At 56.6% G+C, this 15,780-nt stretch carries 15 protein-coding genes; 8 read left to right on the top strand and 7 right to left on the bottom strand.

Annotated elements, in window-relative coordinates:
- Positions 1-322 precede the first annotated feature (322 nt).
- The 5 genes from AC2FFA_RS00405 to AC2FFA_RS00385 form a co-directional block, all read right to left on the bottom strand.
- Positions 323-1,822, bottom strand: coding sequence for an AMP-binding protein (locus AC2FFA_RS00405; RefSeq protein WP_496849310.1), 1,500 nt, complete (start codon positions 1,820-1,822; stop codon positions 323-325).
- Positions 1,819-3,222, bottom strand: coding sequence for an acylating sulfoacetaldehyde dehydrogenase (gene sauS, locus AC2FFA_RS00400; protein ID WP_496849309.1), 1,404 nt, complete (start codon positions 3,220-3,222; stop codon positions 1,819-1,821). Before sauS ends, AC2FFA_RS00405 begins: the two co-directional genes overlap by 4 nt.
- A gap of 61 nt (positions 3,223-3,283) precedes the next feature.
- Entirely contained in the window at positions 3,284-4,246 is a 963-nt protein-coding gene (locus AC2FFA_RS00395) for a tripartite tricarboxylate transporter substrate binding protein (protein WP_117869363.1), read from the bottom strand.
- Between the two features lie 47 nt (positions 4,247-4,293).
- Positions 4,294-4,764 carry a tripartite tricarboxylate transporter TctB family protein gene (locus AC2FFA_RS00390; protein ID WP_117869364.1) on the bottom strand — a complete coding sequence of 157 codons (471 nt, stop codon included), beginning with the start codon at positions 4,762-4,764 and terminating at the stop codon, positions 4,294-4,296.
- On the bottom strand, positions 4,761-6,272 hold the full coding sequence (locus tag AC2FFA_RS00385; protein WP_117869365.1) for a tripartite tricarboxylate transporter permease: 1,512 nt from the start codon (positions 6,270-6,272) through the stop codon (positions 4,761-4,763). Before AC2FFA_RS00385 ends, AC2FFA_RS00390 begins: the two co-directional genes overlap by 4 nt.
- Positions 6,273-6,369: 97 nt before the next feature.
- Here AC2FFA_RS00385 and AC2FFA_RS00380 point away from each other — a divergent pair, with 97 nt between their 5' ends.
- On the top strand, positions 6,370-7,410 hold the full coding sequence (locus tag AC2FFA_RS00380; RefSeq protein ID WP_496849307.1) for a LacI family DNA-binding transcriptional regulator: 1,041 nt from the start codon (positions 6,370-6,372) through the stop codon (positions 7,408-7,410).
- A gap of 106 nt (positions 7,411-7,516) precedes the next feature.
- Here the strand turns inward: AC2FFA_RS00380 and purD are convergent, their stop codons facing one another.
- On the bottom strand, positions 7,517-8,785 hold the full coding sequence (purD, locus tag AC2FFA_RS00375; protein ID WP_496849305.1) for a phosphoribosylamine--glycine ligase: 1,269 nt from the start codon (positions 8,783-8,785) through the stop codon (positions 7,517-7,519).
- Positions 8,786-8,860: 75 nt separating this feature from the next.
- On the opposite strand from purD, the gene xseA reads away from it, so the two are divergent.
- Together xseA and AC2FFA_RS00365 are read left to right on the top strand one after the other, a co-directional pair.
- On the top strand, positions 8,861-10,345 hold the full coding sequence (gene xseA / locus AC2FFA_RS00370) for an exodeoxyribonuclease VII large subunit (protein WP_496849304.1): 1,485 nt from the start codon (positions 8,861-8,863) through the stop codon (positions 10,343-10,345).
- A 298-nt stretch (positions 10,346-10,643) separates the two neighbouring features.
- The gene (locus tag AC2FFA_RS00365) at positions 10,644-10,925 is read left to right on the top strand and encodes a glutathione binding-like protein (RefSeq protein ID WP_496849302.1); all 282 of its coding nucleotides are present in this window, start codon (positions 10,644-10,646) and stop codon (positions 10,923-10,925) included.
- A 62-nt stretch (positions 10,926-10,987) separates the two neighbouring features.
- Here the strand turns inward: AC2FFA_RS00365 and AC2FFA_RS00360 are convergent, their stop codons facing one another.
- On the bottom strand, positions 10,988-11,368 hold the full coding sequence (locus AC2FFA_RS00360) for a hypothetical protein (protein ID WP_496849819.1): 381 nt from the start codon (positions 11,366-11,368) through the stop codon (positions 10,988-10,990).
- Between the two features lie 155 nt (positions 11,369-11,523).
- Here AC2FFA_RS00360 and AC2FFA_RS00355 point away from each other — a divergent pair, with 155 nt between their 5' ends.
- The 5 genes from AC2FFA_RS00355 (at position 11,524) to AC2FFA_RS00335 (ending at position 15,759) form a co-directional block, all read left to right on the top strand.
- The gene (locus tag AC2FFA_RS00355; protein WP_496849300.1) at positions 11,524-12,162 is read left to right on the top strand and encodes a lysoplasmalogenase; all 639 of its coding nucleotides are present in this window, start codon (positions 11,524-11,526) and stop codon (positions 12,160-12,162) included.
- 58 nt (positions 12,163-12,220) lie between these two features.
- The gene (gene ftsY / locus AC2FFA_RS00350; protein WP_299896020.1) at positions 12,221-13,360 is read left to right on the top strand and encodes a signal recognition particle-docking protein FtsY; all 1,140 of its coding nucleotides are present in this window, start codon (positions 12,221-12,223) and stop codon (positions 13,358-13,360) included.
- Positions 13,361-13,450: 90 nt separating this feature from the next.
- Positions 13,451-14,353 (top strand): EamA family transporter, encoded by a 903-nt coding sequence (locus AC2FFA_RS00345; RefSeq protein WP_496720284.1) that lies wholly within the window; start codon positions 13,451-13,453, stop codon positions 14,351-14,353.
- Between the two features lie 16 nt (positions 14,354-14,369).
- Entirely contained in the window at positions 14,370-14,975 is a 606-nt protein-coding gene (locus tag AC2FFA_RS00340; RefSeq protein WP_496849298.1) for an inner membrane-spanning protein YciB, read from the top strand.
- A gap of 115 nt (positions 14,976-15,090) precedes the next feature.
- Complete coding sequence (locus tag AC2FFA_RS00335; RefSeq protein ID WP_117872793.1) at positions 15,091-15,759, top strand: Crp/Fnr family transcriptional regulator; 669 nt, start codon at positions 15,091-15,093, stop codon at positions 15,757-15,759.
- Positions 15,760-15,780: the final 21 nt, after the last annotated feature.

Below are 15,780 nucleotides of genomic sequence, written 5' to 3'. Positions count from 1 at the left end.
AAATCCTTCCTAAAAATAGCATGAGTATAGCTGCGCGCCTATGTTCAATATTCGACTGGCAAACGTTTGGCGCGTTGCCTCGTCAAGCTGACCTTCGTTAATCGCGCAGCATTGGACCCTTTCGGCTCGAAGCTGACGTTTGGTGAATTCCTCCCAATGTCCGCATTTCGGACGAAGCTGATATTCGCATTGTCTGTCCAAATGTCAGCTAACTTTCGCAGACCGCCCTCATAGTCCCGAACTGCGGCAGGTTGAAATGAGTTGTGCGCGCCACATCACAACTCGTTCTACTCGATGCTTACTTATGTCGAGAATTCAACCCTCACCGCGTCATCTCAGGCAGTTTGATCCTTTGGATCTTACCGGATGGGCCTTTCGGCAATTCTTCCAGTAAATAAACCGTGTCTGGAGATTTGAACGCGCCGAGCTTTTGGACACAAATCTCGACAAGTTGTTCGGACGACAATTTGGAGCCATCACACAATTTAACGGCCGCCTCCACACGTTCACCATAAGTTTTGCACGGGCGAGCAAAAGCGGCGGCTTCGATTACGTCAGGATGCGAATACAATGCTTCGTCGATTTCACGAGGGGCAATGTTTTCCCCTCCCTTGATAATCAGTTCCTTCAGTCGACCGGTGACAAAGAAATACCCGTCGTTGTCGATATGGCCCAAGTCACCTGTTCGAAGCCACCCGTCCGAGGTGAAGGTTTCGCCGGTTGCGTCGGGGTTCTTGAGATACTCGCGCATGACGTTTGGTCCACGCACAGCGATCTCGCCTTGCAGATGAGGTGGTAGAGGAATCAGATCAGGCGACAGGATGCATGCCTCATTGCCAAACGCCTTGCCCGGTGAGCCAATTTTGCGAATGCCCGGCGGCAATGGGTTCGATAGTATCTGGGCGGCGGTTTCGGTCAGGCCCATGGTTTCAACAATCGGCACTTCGAAACGGGCTTCGAATGCAGTTTGCACATCGGGTGCAAGCGGGGATGACGCTGAACGGCCGAAGCGTAACCGACCCCGGGTGTTGGATGACGGGGTTATGTCAGAGTGGAGCAGGTGCGAGATGATTGTCGGCACGACAGAGAACCATGTCGCCTTCGCTTCTTCGCACTGGTCCCAAAACTTGCTGGTTGAAAACTTCTCGGCCACCGCCAATGATCCGCCAGAGACCAATGCGCTTATGACCGTTACGCACAAGCCGTTGATGTGGTAAATTGGCAATACGCAGAGACCGCGATCGCTTGGCGTCAACCTGTGCGCCACGGTTGGTGTCCAACCGCCTGCCAACAAGCTCGCGTGGCTGTGCACGACACCTTTGGGGCGTCCGGTTGTCCCCGATGTGTACATTAACAGTGCGTCGTCTGCAGGCTCAAGCCGGTGTAATACCGGGGCTTTGTTGTCACCGGCTTCTGTGAGCCGAGACATTCTCGTCGGGCTTACCCTTTCGAACAAATTGACCTGGGCCTCGCCGACAAGTGCAATGCGCGCTTCGCAGTGATCCAGCGCATATCCTATAGCCTCGTCTCCCGCGACGAGGTTGATCACCGTCGCACGGAACCCGCCGTAAAGCACTCCGTAAAGGCATTCGATTGCCTTGCGACCGTTTGGCTGTAGGATTGCGACGCTCGTCCCTTTATTCAGTCCCAACGCCGTCAATTGTTGCGCAAGTTGTTTTGCTTTGCTCTGCAAATCCGACCAGGTCAGCGCAGGTTCGCCGTCAAAAAACAAATAGGCGTCGCGATCACCGTCGGTGCTTGCCCGGTCATCTAGCCAGTCGCGGACGGTGCCGTTTGGCGGCGTATGATCATCCACCTTCATTCCCCTGCATCCGCCCAGTAATCTGCGAAGATGTCTTCGACGGTGGGTTCGATAGGTGGAATTTCCCGAACGATTTTGGTGGTTTGAATGAAGTGCTTCCAATGCAGGTTCTCATCAATCGCATTGCCGCCCCAACTGCCGCATCCCATCGAAAGCGAGAAGGGCATGCCGTTGTTGAATGAGCCACCGGTCGCGAAAGTGTGCGCCTGATTGACGATGACACGGCAGGTTGGCATCAAGGTACCCAATGCCACCGCACGCGCGTCATCTGCAGTGTGAATGCCGATGGAATGTCCTGCCCCTTGATAGTCCAGAATGCGCGCCGCGATAGCTCGCGCGTCATCGTAGTCCTTCGCGCGGTAAAGCGCGGCAACGCGGCTTAGCTTTTCGCCGGACAGCGGATGATCCGGGCCGATGCCTTTGGTTTCGACCGCAAGGAACTTTGTGTCTTCGGGCAGCTGATCAGACAGACCTAACGCCGCAATCATCTTGTCGGCATCCTGCGCGATGACTTCCCGGTTCAGATGGCCGTCGGGCCAAAGCTTCGAAACAATCTGAGCTTCGTCTTCCACCAGCGCCCCACCTTCAGTGGCGAGCGCCGCAATGAAATCCTCATAGATCACGTCCACAACGATCATCGAGTTTTCAGACGAACAAGAAGTTGCGTTGTCGAACGTCTTGGAAGCGGTAATTTTCTGAGCAGCAGCCTTCAGATCGGCGGTCTCGTCAACGATAACCGTAACGTTTCCTGCGCCCACGGCTACAGCGGGTGTACCGCAGGTCTGGGCACGATGGACATTGTTCTGGCTGCCTGTGCAAATCACCCGATCGCACAGCTCCATCATGGCCTGAGTTTTGGCCTTGGAGCCGGGCGCTGGGACCATCTGAACCAGATCATGATTCAGCCCCAGCTTGTCAAATTCGGCATGAACGTTGGACAAAAGCAACTCGCAGCTGGCCACACCTTTGGGCGAAGGGGCAACAACCACCGCGTTGCCACACTTCAATGCGTTAATGATGTTGTTGGCAGGCGTGGCTGCAGGATTGGTCGAGGGCACCACAGCGCCCACCACCCCGATGGGGCGCGCGATTTCGGTGATGCCGGTGGAGGCGTCGTTGCTGATAATCCCGTGCGTTTTCACGCCCTTGATGTCGCGCATCAAGCCAAGTGTCTTGCGATGGTTCTTGATGATCTTGTCGGGCACATTGCCAAGCCCGGTTGTCGCGACCGCAAGTTCGGCCAAAGCCCGATTGCGAGAAGGCTCCATAATCGCCCAAGCGGCAGCTTCGGCTGCGCGGTCATAGCGCCTTTGGTCGGCACCCGTCTCGTAAGCTTTCTGAGCGGCGCGCGCTCGAGCCACAACCCTGCTCAATTGAGCAATATCATCATGTGCATTCATCGCGAAATTCCTATGGAAGAGGATAGGGCACGGGTCGCCCTATCCATTACTCTGCCACTCGTTAAAGACCTGCCAGAAGCTCTTTCAGTGTTTCCTGACGCGCAGCCCACATTTCCTGAACCTCTTCACGGGTCATAATGTGCATGGGCGAACCGCCTGCTTTCATTTTGCCCGCCACACGCGAGTTCTTGAACATCTCGGGTACGGTTGCGGCCAGTTTGTCGATGACCTCTGGCGGCGTTCCTTTGGGCACCATGACACCGCGGAAATTCACGCTGGCGTTGTCGATGTCAAAGCCCTGCTCTTTTAACGTCGGGACGTCAGGCAGGAACTCATTGCGTTCCAGATCAAACACGCCAAGGATTTTGACGTTGCCCGCTTCCTGTGCACGGAATGCGTCTGACAGATTATTCACGCCGCCCATGACGTCACCCGCTATCACAGCTTTCATTGCTGCCGCACCGCCACCTTTGGTCGGGATATATGCCATTTTAACACCTGCTTCTTTCTCAAGTTGCAAGGCGGCAATGTGGTGTCCAACAAATAGACCTGCCCCAGAGAACGTCAGTTTCCCGGGGTTTTCCTTGGCGTAGGTGACCACGTCCTCCATGGAGTTGAACGGGCTGTCCTTGGCCACCACAAATACCGCGGGGTCAGCGCCCCAGTTGGCGATCGGTTCAAAGCTGTCCGCCGAGTATTCGACACCGCCCTTAATCGACTGCGCAATGAAATGCGGAATGTTGTATGCCCCGAGCGTATAGCCATCAGCCTCGGCCTGGGTTGCAAACCAGTTCCAGCCAACCCGCCCACCAGCGCCGGGTTTGTTGATGATCGCAATGGGCATACCAAGCGCATCTTCATTGCCTGCCGTCATGGTGACAATGCGGGCCTGGAAGTCAGTGGCCCCGCCAGCACCATAGCTGACCATCATCATGATGGGGCGTTCCGGGTAATCCTCGGCGATGGCCATGCCACCGGTCAGGGACATTAGCGCCAACGCGGCGCCTGCCAGTAAATGTTTCATGTTAGATCCTCCCTTGGATTTTTGATCGCCGCTTTGCGCGGTCTTTTTCAGAAAAATATCTCTCGCGGTGTGTAGACTTTGAGCAGCAGGGCGAAGAGCCCGTACATCACCGCCAGAAACCCTGCCGTGATGATCACGCGCTTGACCCAGGTCTTGGCTTCGTCATGTGGCGCCGGGTCGTAGAAGCTGAGAAGCAAGAAAAACGTGATCGTACCCGCGGTGTAGAAACCCAACGCCTTGGCGGCCCAGAAAATGTAGACAAGCGCGATGGTCAGGCCTGGCAGAAGCCACACGAAATCTTTGCGCGAAACGCCATTTCCCACCTTTGTCCAACCAAGGATCGCTTTGACGAATGTCCACAATGCCAAGACGACGAAGACGGTCGAAATCAAACGCGGAAACAGGAAGGCTTCGGCAGGCTGTTGTGTATAGCTTACCCATGCCACCCACATTCCGACCGCCGCAATAATGCCGGACGCCACAATGTGTTGAACGCGTGGAAGACTGATTTGGCTCATCCCATGATCTCCTCTTTAGAGGTGTAGCGACGGCTGCGAAGTTCCATCCAGACCGAATAAGCAATTGATGCAATCACGATGGCAATTAGGACGATGTTCAGCGTGCCAGTCAGGAAATAGCTCGCCATCCCGTCAGTGGCTCCGGCAATCATTGACCCTTGGATGAAATTTGCTTCGGCAATCGGGCCAAGGATCAGGCCAAGCACCAGCGGCGCGGCCGAGAAGCCGAAGCGTTCAAGGAAGTACATCATAACGCCCAATGCGGCCATGACGTAAACGTCGCCCATGCTGGACTGGACCGAGTAGCTGCCGAAGACGGCGAGCCCCAGAACAACGGCCGCCATGACGCTTTGCGGCACCTGTGCAACCCGGGCGGCAAGGCCAGCCACATAAAGGCCGAAGATGCACATGAGCACCTGACCGATCAGCATCGAGTTGATAAAGGTCCACGCCACATCCGGATGATTGTCAAAGAGATCGGTGCCCGGAAAAATTCCGTGGATCAGCAGACCACCCAGCAGCACTGCTGCCGTGGGCGAACCAGGGATCGACAGCGTCAGAAGTGGCACAAGGCTTGGGCCGACCATGGCGTTGTTCGCGCTTTCTGCTGCGATCACACCTTCACTGTGGCCCTTGCCAAATTTATCGCGTTCCGGGCTGAACTTTTTGGTTTGGTCATAGGCGACAAGACCTGCGATTTGACCTCCGACGCCTGGGATAAGCCCAATGACCGAACCTGTGATGGTACCAATGCTAAGGGCGCGAGGGCGGCGCAGAAGCTCGCGCACCGCATCCATGATCGAATGTTTCTCGACCTCGATCACTTCAGCATTTGCAGCTTTGCGGCCTTTTGCGAACATGGTCAGTACCTGGGGAATGGCAAACAACCCGATGAGCGCCGCAATGATGTTGATACCGCCACCCAATGCTGGGTGAAAAATAAACCGCTGCGCGCCCATGATGTCGTCAAATCCGATGGTCGCAAGCCAGAGGCCGATGCAACCGGACAGAAGGCCCTTCACCACCGAAGCGCTGTCCAGCGAACCGATTACAGTGACGCCAAGGATGGCGAGCCAGAACAGGTGACTGGGACCGAATGCCAGCGCCCATTGCGCCAGTACGGGTGTCAGGAAGATCAACAGCAGAACACCAATCACGCCCCCGACTGCCGAAGCTAGGAAGCTGAGCTGCAACGCTTGAGCCCCTTTGCCTTGCTTGGCCATGGTGTGACCGTCCAACGTCGTTGCGATGTTTGCAGGTGCACCGGGAATTTTAAGAAGGATGGCGCTGACCGCGCCACCTGCCACTGTGGATGTATAGGCCGCTCCCAAAAGGATCAGTCCCTGAACGGGTGTCAGGTGGAAGGTGAAGGGGATTAAAAGGGCCACTGCCATTGTCGGTGATAGTCCGGGGGTTGCCCCCAAAATCAGCCCACCAATCGTCCCCAAAAGCAACAAGCCAAAAGAGATCGGTGTGAAGACATCTCCGAAGTAATAAAGGAATTCCAAAGTTCCACCTGATGGTTTTCTCACGTTGACATCACAGGCTAAGAGATGAAAATAGTTTTGCAAATGTTTTCATTTTTTAGCCGAAGAAGTGTGAATAATGGCTCGAAAACAAAAAGATAAACCTGATATCGTCGCTGTTGCGAAAGCGGCAGGGGTTTCCATCTCGACGGTCTCGCGAAGCTTCAATCACCCTGATCTTCTCAAACCGGCGACTCGCAAGAAGATTGATCGAGCGGTGCAGAAACTGGGCTATATTCGCAATCGCGCGGCGCAGGTGATGCATGGGCGGCGCAGTGGCACCATCGGACTGGTCGTGCCAACAATTGACAACGCGATCTTTGCCGAATTGATCCAGTCCTTCTCTGATGGGCTGGATCAGTACGGTTTCACGATGCTTATTGCATCTCACGGTTTCGATTTGGATCGCGAATACAAAATGCTGCGCAAACTGATGGAACACCGTGTCGATGGGCTGGCGCTTATCGGGTTGGAACACTCGGACGCCACCCATCAACTAATCGAACAGCAGGGGGTGCCAACTGTTGCAATCTGGAACTATGCCGACAACGCACGATTGTCTTGCGTAGGGGTTCAAAATTCAGAGGCTGGCCGCTTGGCCGTGTGTCACCTGTTGGATCTCGGCCACCGCGACATCGGCCTTGTCTTTCCCGACCTTGCTGGAAACGACCGAGCTCACGATCGGTTGCACGGAGCTCTCTCAGAGCTGCGGCGGAAAAAGATCAAGGTGCCGGAAGAGTGGCAACTGCAGGCCCCCTACAGCATTGCGGACTCAAAACGCGCTAGCCTGTCATTGTTGGGGAAGTCTCCGCGCCCCAGTGCCATTTTGTGCGGTAATGACATTATTGCTCAAGGCGTGCTTTATGCCGCGAAACACTTGGGCATTGCTGTGCCTAGAGAACTTTCAATAATGGGGATCGGCGATTTCAAAGGATCGGGAGAAATCGAACCGTCACTCTCCACCATCCGCATTCCGGCCAAACGAATTGGAGCTTTGGCCGCAAAGCAAATAGCGGACGCCGTTACTGGAAAAAGCGCGGGTACAACGGCGACAAATTACGAACTCAGTGTATTAGTTCGGGATTCCACCGCGACCCCATCTGGAATGGCAAACACCTGAAACGGTCCTGAACATCTTGGCGAACACAGCTTCGGCCCAAGCTGTCAAGTGCGAGGTAGTGCCATACAAAAGTGCAATCGACGGCTTGGCAGCGCCCCCTATCCCGTCAAACATCCAATGCACGCCATCCGATATCGCGCCGATAAAACCCTTCAGGCCAATCCACACCTTCAACCATTTCATAGGCCCGGTCGCGCGCCTCTTTCAGCGTGTTTCCACGCGCGGTCACGTTCAGGACACGCCCGCCCGAGGCCACAACCTGCCCTTCCACAGTCTTCGTTCCCGCGTGGAATACCATGTTTCGGCTGTCTTCAGGCAGCGCGTTCAACCCTTTGATCGCAGTGCCTTTCTCATAAGCGCCAGGGTAGCCATTCGCCGCCATCACGACCGTGATGGCATGGTCATCCGCCCAATTCACCCGCACCTCATCCAACCTGCCTTCGGCAGCGGCGTGCATCAGGTCCATCGCTTGCGCGCCCATACGCATCATCAACACCTGACACTCCGGGTCACCGAAGCGAACGTTGTATTCAACCAGCCTTGGCTGCCCATCCTTGATCATCAACCCTGCATAAAGAACCCCCTGAAACGGCGTTCCCCGGCGTTTCATCTCGGCGATCGTAGGACGCACGATCTCTTCCATCGCGCGCGCTTCTACTTGTTCACTTAAAACCGGAGCCGGAGAATACGCCCCCATTCCGCCGGTGTTCAGGCCAGTATCGCCTTCACCTACCCGTTTGTGATCCTGGGCCGTGCCGACAGAGAGAATGTTCTCTCCATCGCACAGAACGAACAGCGAGGCTTCTTCGCCATCCATGAACTCTTCAATCACGACTTCCGCGCCCGCACCGCCGAAAGCACCGCCAAACATGTCGTCAATGGCGTCCAGTGCGGTCTTTTCGTCCATCGCAACGATCACGCCCTTGCCTGCGGCCAGCCCATCGGCCTTGACCACAATTGGCGCGCCCTGTTCGCGGATATAAGCTTTGGCAGGCTCAGCCTCGGTGAAACGGGCATAGGCTGCAGTGGGGGCTTTGGCCGCGTCACAGATTTCTTTGGTGAAGCTTTTCGACGCTTCCAGCTTCGCTGCCTCGGCTGAGGGCCCAAAAACCAGAACTCCGGCTTCGCGCAAGCGATCAGCCACACCGGCCGCCAAAGGCGCCTCGGGCCCGACAATCACGAAATCAATCGCGTTTTCTTCGGCAAAGCTGACAACAGCACCGCCGTTTTCAATATCAAGAGTGGCACAGTCAGCGATCTGAGCGATCCCCGCATTCCCCGGCGCAACGATCAGGCGGTCACATTTGGGGTTTTGCAGCACTGCCCATGCCAGGCTGTGTTCGCGCCCTCCGCTGCCGAGAATGAGGATATTCATGAAAGCTCTCCGATCTGCTTGGCCTTGCCTGCGCGGCGTTCTAAGCTGGGTGAGCATTTGAAACAAGGCGCTGAAATGTCCGACCTGCTTGATGACCCGATTCCGGGCCAAAACACCCCTGAATACACAGTGTCCGAAATTTCGGGTGAGGTGAAACGGACGCTCGAAGGCTCGTTCGGGCGAATTCGCGTCCGGGGTGAGGTTGGGCGCGTGTTCAAGGCGCGATCTGGGCACCTTTATTATGACATCAAGGATGACCGGAACGTTTTGGCCTGCACCACCTGGAAAGGGCAGGTTGCAGGTCTGTCCGTTGTGCCGGAAGAAGGGTTGGAGGTCGTCGTCACCGGTCGCCTTACCGCTTTTGGGGCACAATCCAAATACAACCTGAACGTCGACGAGGTTTCCGTCGCTGGTCAGGGCGCGCTGATGGCGTTGCTGGAAAAGCGCAAGAAGCAGCTTGAGGCCGAAGGATTATTCGCGCCCGAACGCAAAAAAAACCTGCCGTACCTGCCGCAGGTTATTGGCGTGGTCACATCCCCCTCAGGCGCAGTAATCCGCGACATTCTGCATCGACTCAGGGACAGGTTCCCACGCAAGGTGCTGATCTGGCCCGTGGCCGTACAAGGAGCAAACTGCGCTTCTGAGGTTGCCCGCGCCATCGAAGGCTTCAACCAATTGACACCCGGCGGCGCGTTGCCCCGGCCCGATCTAATCATCGTAGCCCGCGGCGGCGGATCAATCGAAGATCTGTGGGGTTTCAATGAAGAGATCGTCGCGCGCGCCGCTGCCGCGTCGGACATACCGTTGATCTCGGCCGTTGGGCACGAGACCGATACCACCTTGATAGATTTCGTCTCGGACCAGCGCGCTCCAACGCCCACCGCAGCCGCCGAACTGGCCGTCCCCGTCCGCATGGAGTTGCTCGCCTGGACTGGCGAGCAAGGCGCACGCTTGTCACGGGCCGCAACTGACGCAGTCCAACGCCGAGCGCAAAGGCTGCACGATCTGTCCCGCGCGCTTCCGCGCCCGGACAGTCTGTTGAACTCTCCGAGACAACGTCTTGATTTGATTGCAGATCGCCTCACACCCGCCTTGATACGCGGGGTGCAGAACCGTCGCCTTCAAGTGGTGGAACTGTCTGCCCATCTGCGCCCCTCAACCCTGCGCAGTCTGGTATCTGCACGACGGGAATCACTGCACAACCTGTCCTCGCGCCTATCCCTGCGACCAATCCAAAAGGAAATCGACCAGCAGCAGCAAAACCTCAATCGTCTTGGCGATCGAATGCATACGGCCCAAACCGCACGGTTGGATCGCCTCAAACAGCAACTCGAAGCGACGGATCGCCTGCGCGAGACGTTGAGTTACAAGGCCACTTTGGACCGCGGATACGCGGTCGTCCGGGCCGAGGGAAATGTGATCACCACCAAGGCCCAGGCCGCCAAACAAACGGCGCTTGAGATCGAATTCGCCGATGGCATTCTCAGCACCGGCGCGGCCGCGAAACCGTCTTCGAAGAAACCCAAACCGGGCGCCCCGGATCAAGGATCGCTGTTCTAGGCCATGCTGACCATCTGGGGCCGAAGAACATCATCGAATGTACAGGCGCTGATGTGGTGCGTGGGTGAGCTGGCGCTAGGTTTTCAACGCCACGATGTGGGGCACAGGTTCGGCGGGCTGAACACGGATGGCTTTCGCAAACTGAACCCAAACGGCACCATCCCGGAGATACAGGATAGCGAACGCCCCCGCTTTGGGAGACGGGCCCAATCCTGCGGTATCTGGCCTCCGCGTAGGGTGAGGTTGATTTCTGGCCACGCGACCCGACCCGGCAAGCCGAAGTGGACAAGTGGGCGGAATGGGCCAAGATCAACGTCGCGATGGCATTCACGGCACCTGTTTTCTGGCGGATCGTGCGGACACCGGAGGTAGAGCGCGACCACCATGCAATCAAAAAAAAGCCGTGACAGCGCTTGAAAGCACGCTGGTAATCGCCAATGCGCAACTGCCTGAACAGGCGTTCCTGTGCGGCTCTTGTCTGACTTTGGCCGATATCCAGATGGGACACGTTCGCTACCGCTACTATGACATCGAAATATCACGTACATCACTGCCCAATTTGCGCCGTTACTATGGCTGACCGAAGGGCCAGCTTACCAGACCCATGTCATGATCAGCTACGAGGAGCAGCGCCGAAGCTGATCAAACACCAACGTCGGGCCCGTAGCATACCATTTCCTCCCCAAGATCCTCTGCCTCATACAGTTCGGTCGCTTGCGGATTACCCTCGAACTGCGCGATCAGCCCGCCACCTGATTGGGTAAAGACCCAACATTGCGGATCCAGCCTGTCTTCGTAGAGGAAACAAATCTGCTCATCCCGCTGGTACCAGATACCTTCCTTGCAATTCCCGTCGATAAAAGACCAGATCACACGACGGTTCGGAAGGTACCGTTCAACCCCGTAAACCTGCCCGTCGAACCCGTAGAAAAGAGTTTTTCCCCGCGTATACTTGTCGAATTCCGGGCCCGACAAAGGCGTTTGTGCCGCCACGGATTGTGCGGCAAAGGTTGCGAGAATCATCATGGATCTGAACATGTTTCCATTTTGTCAGAAGCGGTCCGGTCACGCCATTCGCCTGTTGGATCGGGGTCATCACAAGGCGCTTAACTCGACGTAAGCGGTTGATTTCACGCCACGCCCAAGATCAGATTATTCTGAACCGGCGAGGAGATGACATGACAACCATACTTTCCTGGACCGCCTTTGGCTGCGCCCTTGGTTATCTGCCACTGACCTCCCGACCCGCCGGATCTTTGCGCACCGTGCTGAAAACCGCTTCAGTCGTCCTGTTGGCGGTCATAGCCGTCTTGCACAGTGGGCCTTGGCTGTTGGTTCTTGCGCTCGCTCTGTGCGCGTTCGGCGACGCTATGCTGTCACGCGAAACAGATGCCACGTTCATGGCGGGCATCGCCGCTTTTGCCGCCGGGCATCTGGCCTATATCGCTCTGTTCCTGTCTCATCCGACCAGTTCCGTTGCGCTGATTTGGAACGCACCAGCGATTGTATGGTCGTTGATCATTCTTGGCATCATCATGGCCACAATGCTTGCGCCCCGCGCCGGAGACCTGAAAGGGCCCGTTCTGGCCTATATCCCGATAATTCTTGGAATGGGGATCACTGTGCTGGCACTGCCGGATATTGGCCCGCTGCGGTGGGCCTTTCCCGCGGCCATAGGCTTCATCGCCTCAGATCTGATCCTCGCATCCGAGAAGTTTCTGCTGCCGCCGAACCACCCTGCCCTCAAGGTAACGCCTTATCTGGTGTGGCCCCTCTACTGGGGCGCGCAATTCGGCTTTGTCCTTGCGTTCGCGTGACCCTTTGCAACTGCCGCAAATCCGCATTAGGTGAAGGGAACACCTGTGGAGACCAAGTATGGCGTTTTTCTCAAAGCTAAAGGACAAGCTGTTCAAATCCTCATCTCGTCTTGAAGAGGGGCTGGAAGCCATCGTCGAGGATGGTGGCGAGGAAACTACGGCTCCCGACCCGCTGATCCCTGAACCACAACCCGAACCGCAACCAGTCCCTGAAGTACCGGACCCAGCCCCGGCCCCGCAACCAGTTGAACCGCCCACGCCGATCCCGGCTGACCCCACCCCCGTCGCTCCACCTCCGGAAATCCCTGAATCCAAAGGTATCCTGAACCGCCTGTTCAATCGAGGCGCCGTCACGGAAATGCGCCGCACACTGGATGATGACATGCTGGAGCAGCTGGAGGAGCTGTTGATCGCCTCGGACATGGGCGTCGACACGGCCTTACGTGTCACGTCGAACATGGCTGAAGGCCGCTTTGGCCGCAAACTGTCGACCACAGAGATCAAGCAACTTCTGTCCCAGGAAGTCGCCCGCGTGATGGAGCCTGTGGCCAAACCTCTGCCGATCTATCCCAAACGGCCACAAGTGGTGCTGGTCGTCGGCGTCAACGGCTCAGGCAAGACCACGACAATTGGAAAACTGGCAAGCCAGTTCAAAGAGGCCGGCAAAAAGGTCATCATCGCCGCCGGCGACACCTTCCGCGCTGCGGCCGTAGAACAGTTGCAGGTCTGGGGCGATCGCGCCGGAGTTCCGGTTCTGACTGCACCCGAAGGCTCGGATCCCGCCAGCCTTGCCTTTGATGCGCTGACCCGTGCACAGGCAGAGGGCGCCGATCTGCTGATGATTGATACTGCAGGCCGCCTGCAAAACCGCACCGACCTGATGGAGGAACTGGCCAAAATCGTTCGCGTCATCCGCAAGGTTGATGACACCGCTCCACACAATACTTTGCTCGTACTCGACGCCACCACCGGTCAGAACGCGCTGAGCCAGGTGGAAACGTTCCGTAATCTGGCGGACGTTTCCGGTCTGGTCATGACCAAGCTGGACGGCACGGCAAAAGGCGGTGTTCTTGTTGCGCTGGCAGACAAATTCGGGTTGCCCATCCACGCGATCGGCGTCGGCGAACAGATCGATGACCTTGCCCCTTTCGACCCGGAAGAATTCGCCGCCGCCCTCACCGGTCTCGACAAAAGCTGATCCGAGGCTTCATCTGGCCCAAAATATCCTCGGGGGGTGTGGGGGGCAGACAGCCCCCCAACTTCTCCGCTCCGAAAAAGGTCCGCGAATTTGAGCGACTGGCTGATCTCTCTCGAAGGCACCGAGGCCGGACACCAGCTGGCATTGGCGCTGGCTTTGATGGCGGCGTTCCTGCACGCGGTCTTCGGTGCATTGCAAAAAGGCAGGCATGACCCGTGGCTGTCCCGAGGTGCAATCGACGCCTGCTATTGCCTTATGGCAGCCCCCTTCGCCTTTTTCGTGGTGCCCTGGCCCGAACCTCATATGTGGCCGATCTTCGCACTCGTCTGGCTGATCCACATTGCCTACAAGACCCTGCAGGCCATGGCATACACCAAAGGCTCTTACACCGTCGTCTATCCGGTGGTGCGCGGGACGGGTCCGCTGTTCACTGTCATCGGCGCCTATCTATTGTTCGGTGAAGCATTCTCGGCTGTTCAATGGCTGGGCGTAGCTACGTTGCTGGCAGGGATATTCGGGTTGGCCGCCTACAATTTAAGGTTCCTTGAAACCAACAGGGATACGCTGGGGATCGCACTAACACTGGCGATCATCACAGGTCTGTTTGTGGCCCTGTATACCACTTATGACGCCTATGGCATTCGCGCTACCACCGATCCGTTCACCTTTCTGGCCTGGTTCTTCATGATCGACGGCGCGGCCATGCCGATCTACGCATTTCTCAGGTGGCGCGCGATGGCGCACAGACCTGCGCCTGGTCCGCTGATGTTACGCGGCTTCGCTGGCGGTATCATCGCCCCTTTGTCGTTCGGGGCAATCATGCTGGCCACCCGGCTGGACAAGGTCGGTGAAGCAGCCGTTCTGCGCGAAACCTCAACAGTCTTTGCGGCGCTGATCGGCTGGCTTGTGCTAAAGGAAACCGTTGGTCCAAGACGCATTGCCTTGATGGCATTGATTGCACTTGGCGCCGTAATAGTTGAAATGGGCGGGTAAGCAGCAGGAAGTACAGATGACAGGCAAAAAAGACATCAATCCGTTTCTGAAACAGGTTCTGGAACTTGGCCCCCCGCTGGCCTTTTTCTTCATCTACCTGCGCCTGCGCGACGACAGCTTTCTGATCGGCGGCATCGAATATTCCGGGTTTATCATCGCCACGATAATCTTCGTCCCGCTGATGTTGGGGGCAATGGGTATCCTTTGGTATCTGACCGGCAAACTCAGCCGGATGCAGATATTCACAGCCTTCATGGTGATTTTCTTTGGTGGCCTAACTGCCTGGTTCAACGACGAGCGGTTCTTCAAGATGAAAACCACACTTGTCTATGGACTGTTCGCCCTGATTCTCGGCATCGGTCTGATGCAAAAGAAATCCTACCTGGCCTATGTTCTGGACGAAATGCTGCCGATGAAGCACGAAGGCTGGATTATACTCACGCGCCGGCTGTGCGCGTGTTTTGCCGCTCTGGCCGCCGCAAACGAGTTCGTCTGGCGCACCATGTCCACGGACCTGTGGGTCAAGATCGAGACCTTCGGCTTTCCCATCGCGCTGATGGCCTTCCTGATGCTGCAATTCAGCATTCTTCAGCGCTATATGGAAGATCCAGAGCAAAAATAGCTGCCCTTACTTCCGCCAGACCAGCGAAAACAAACAAAATTCTTGGCTTGAGCGCTCAGCTATGGGAAGTTGTGCCACCACCCACTCTCATACTTTGCCCAAGATCGGTGCATACATGACGGCCTTTCCCACCAGCGGCTTCCTTGCCGAAGCTTCCGACGGGCTCAGAAAAATGCTTTCGGCGCAGGCGACCGAAATCTCTCTGTCCCCAGGTGAAATACTTTTTGAACAAGGCGACGAGGGCGACTCTCTCTACGCCATTCTGGAAGGCACGTTAGAGGTTTCCTTTCTGGCCATGAGCGGCCGCAAATTGACGCTTACCCTAATGCGCCCGGGCGAAGTCTTTGGTGAAATCGCATTGTTCGACAATGGACCGCGGACGGCGACCATCGCGGCTGCCGAACAGTCACGTGTACTGCGCGTACGCCGCAACGACGTTATGAACCAGATAAGGCAACAGCCTGATCTTGCAGTAGATATGATCCGTCTGGCCGGATTGCGAATGCGATGGATGGGATCGCAATTGAACGAACAGGTCTTTCTGCCCATGCCTATTCGACTGGCTCGCAAGCTGCTGCACCTGTCGGGTTTGCAGGACGACCCGTCCGCGCGCATCACCCTGTCGCAGAGCGAGCTGGCCGAATTTGTCGGAGCCACGCGCGAAGCCGTATCCAAAACCATCTCAACCTGGAAACGCGACAACATGGTCGAAGCGTCTCGTGGGGGTTTGCTGATCCAGGATTTTGAAGCCCTGCGAGAGTTGGCTGATTCAGATCTTATTTGATCAGGTGTGATCTGGTTCACA

It is taken from the genome of Ruegeria sp. YTSB088 (genome assembly GCF_059609825.1).
The sequence above is the reverse complement of the archived record's forward strand: the minus strand, read 5'-3'. Positions and strand labels throughout refer to the sequence as shown.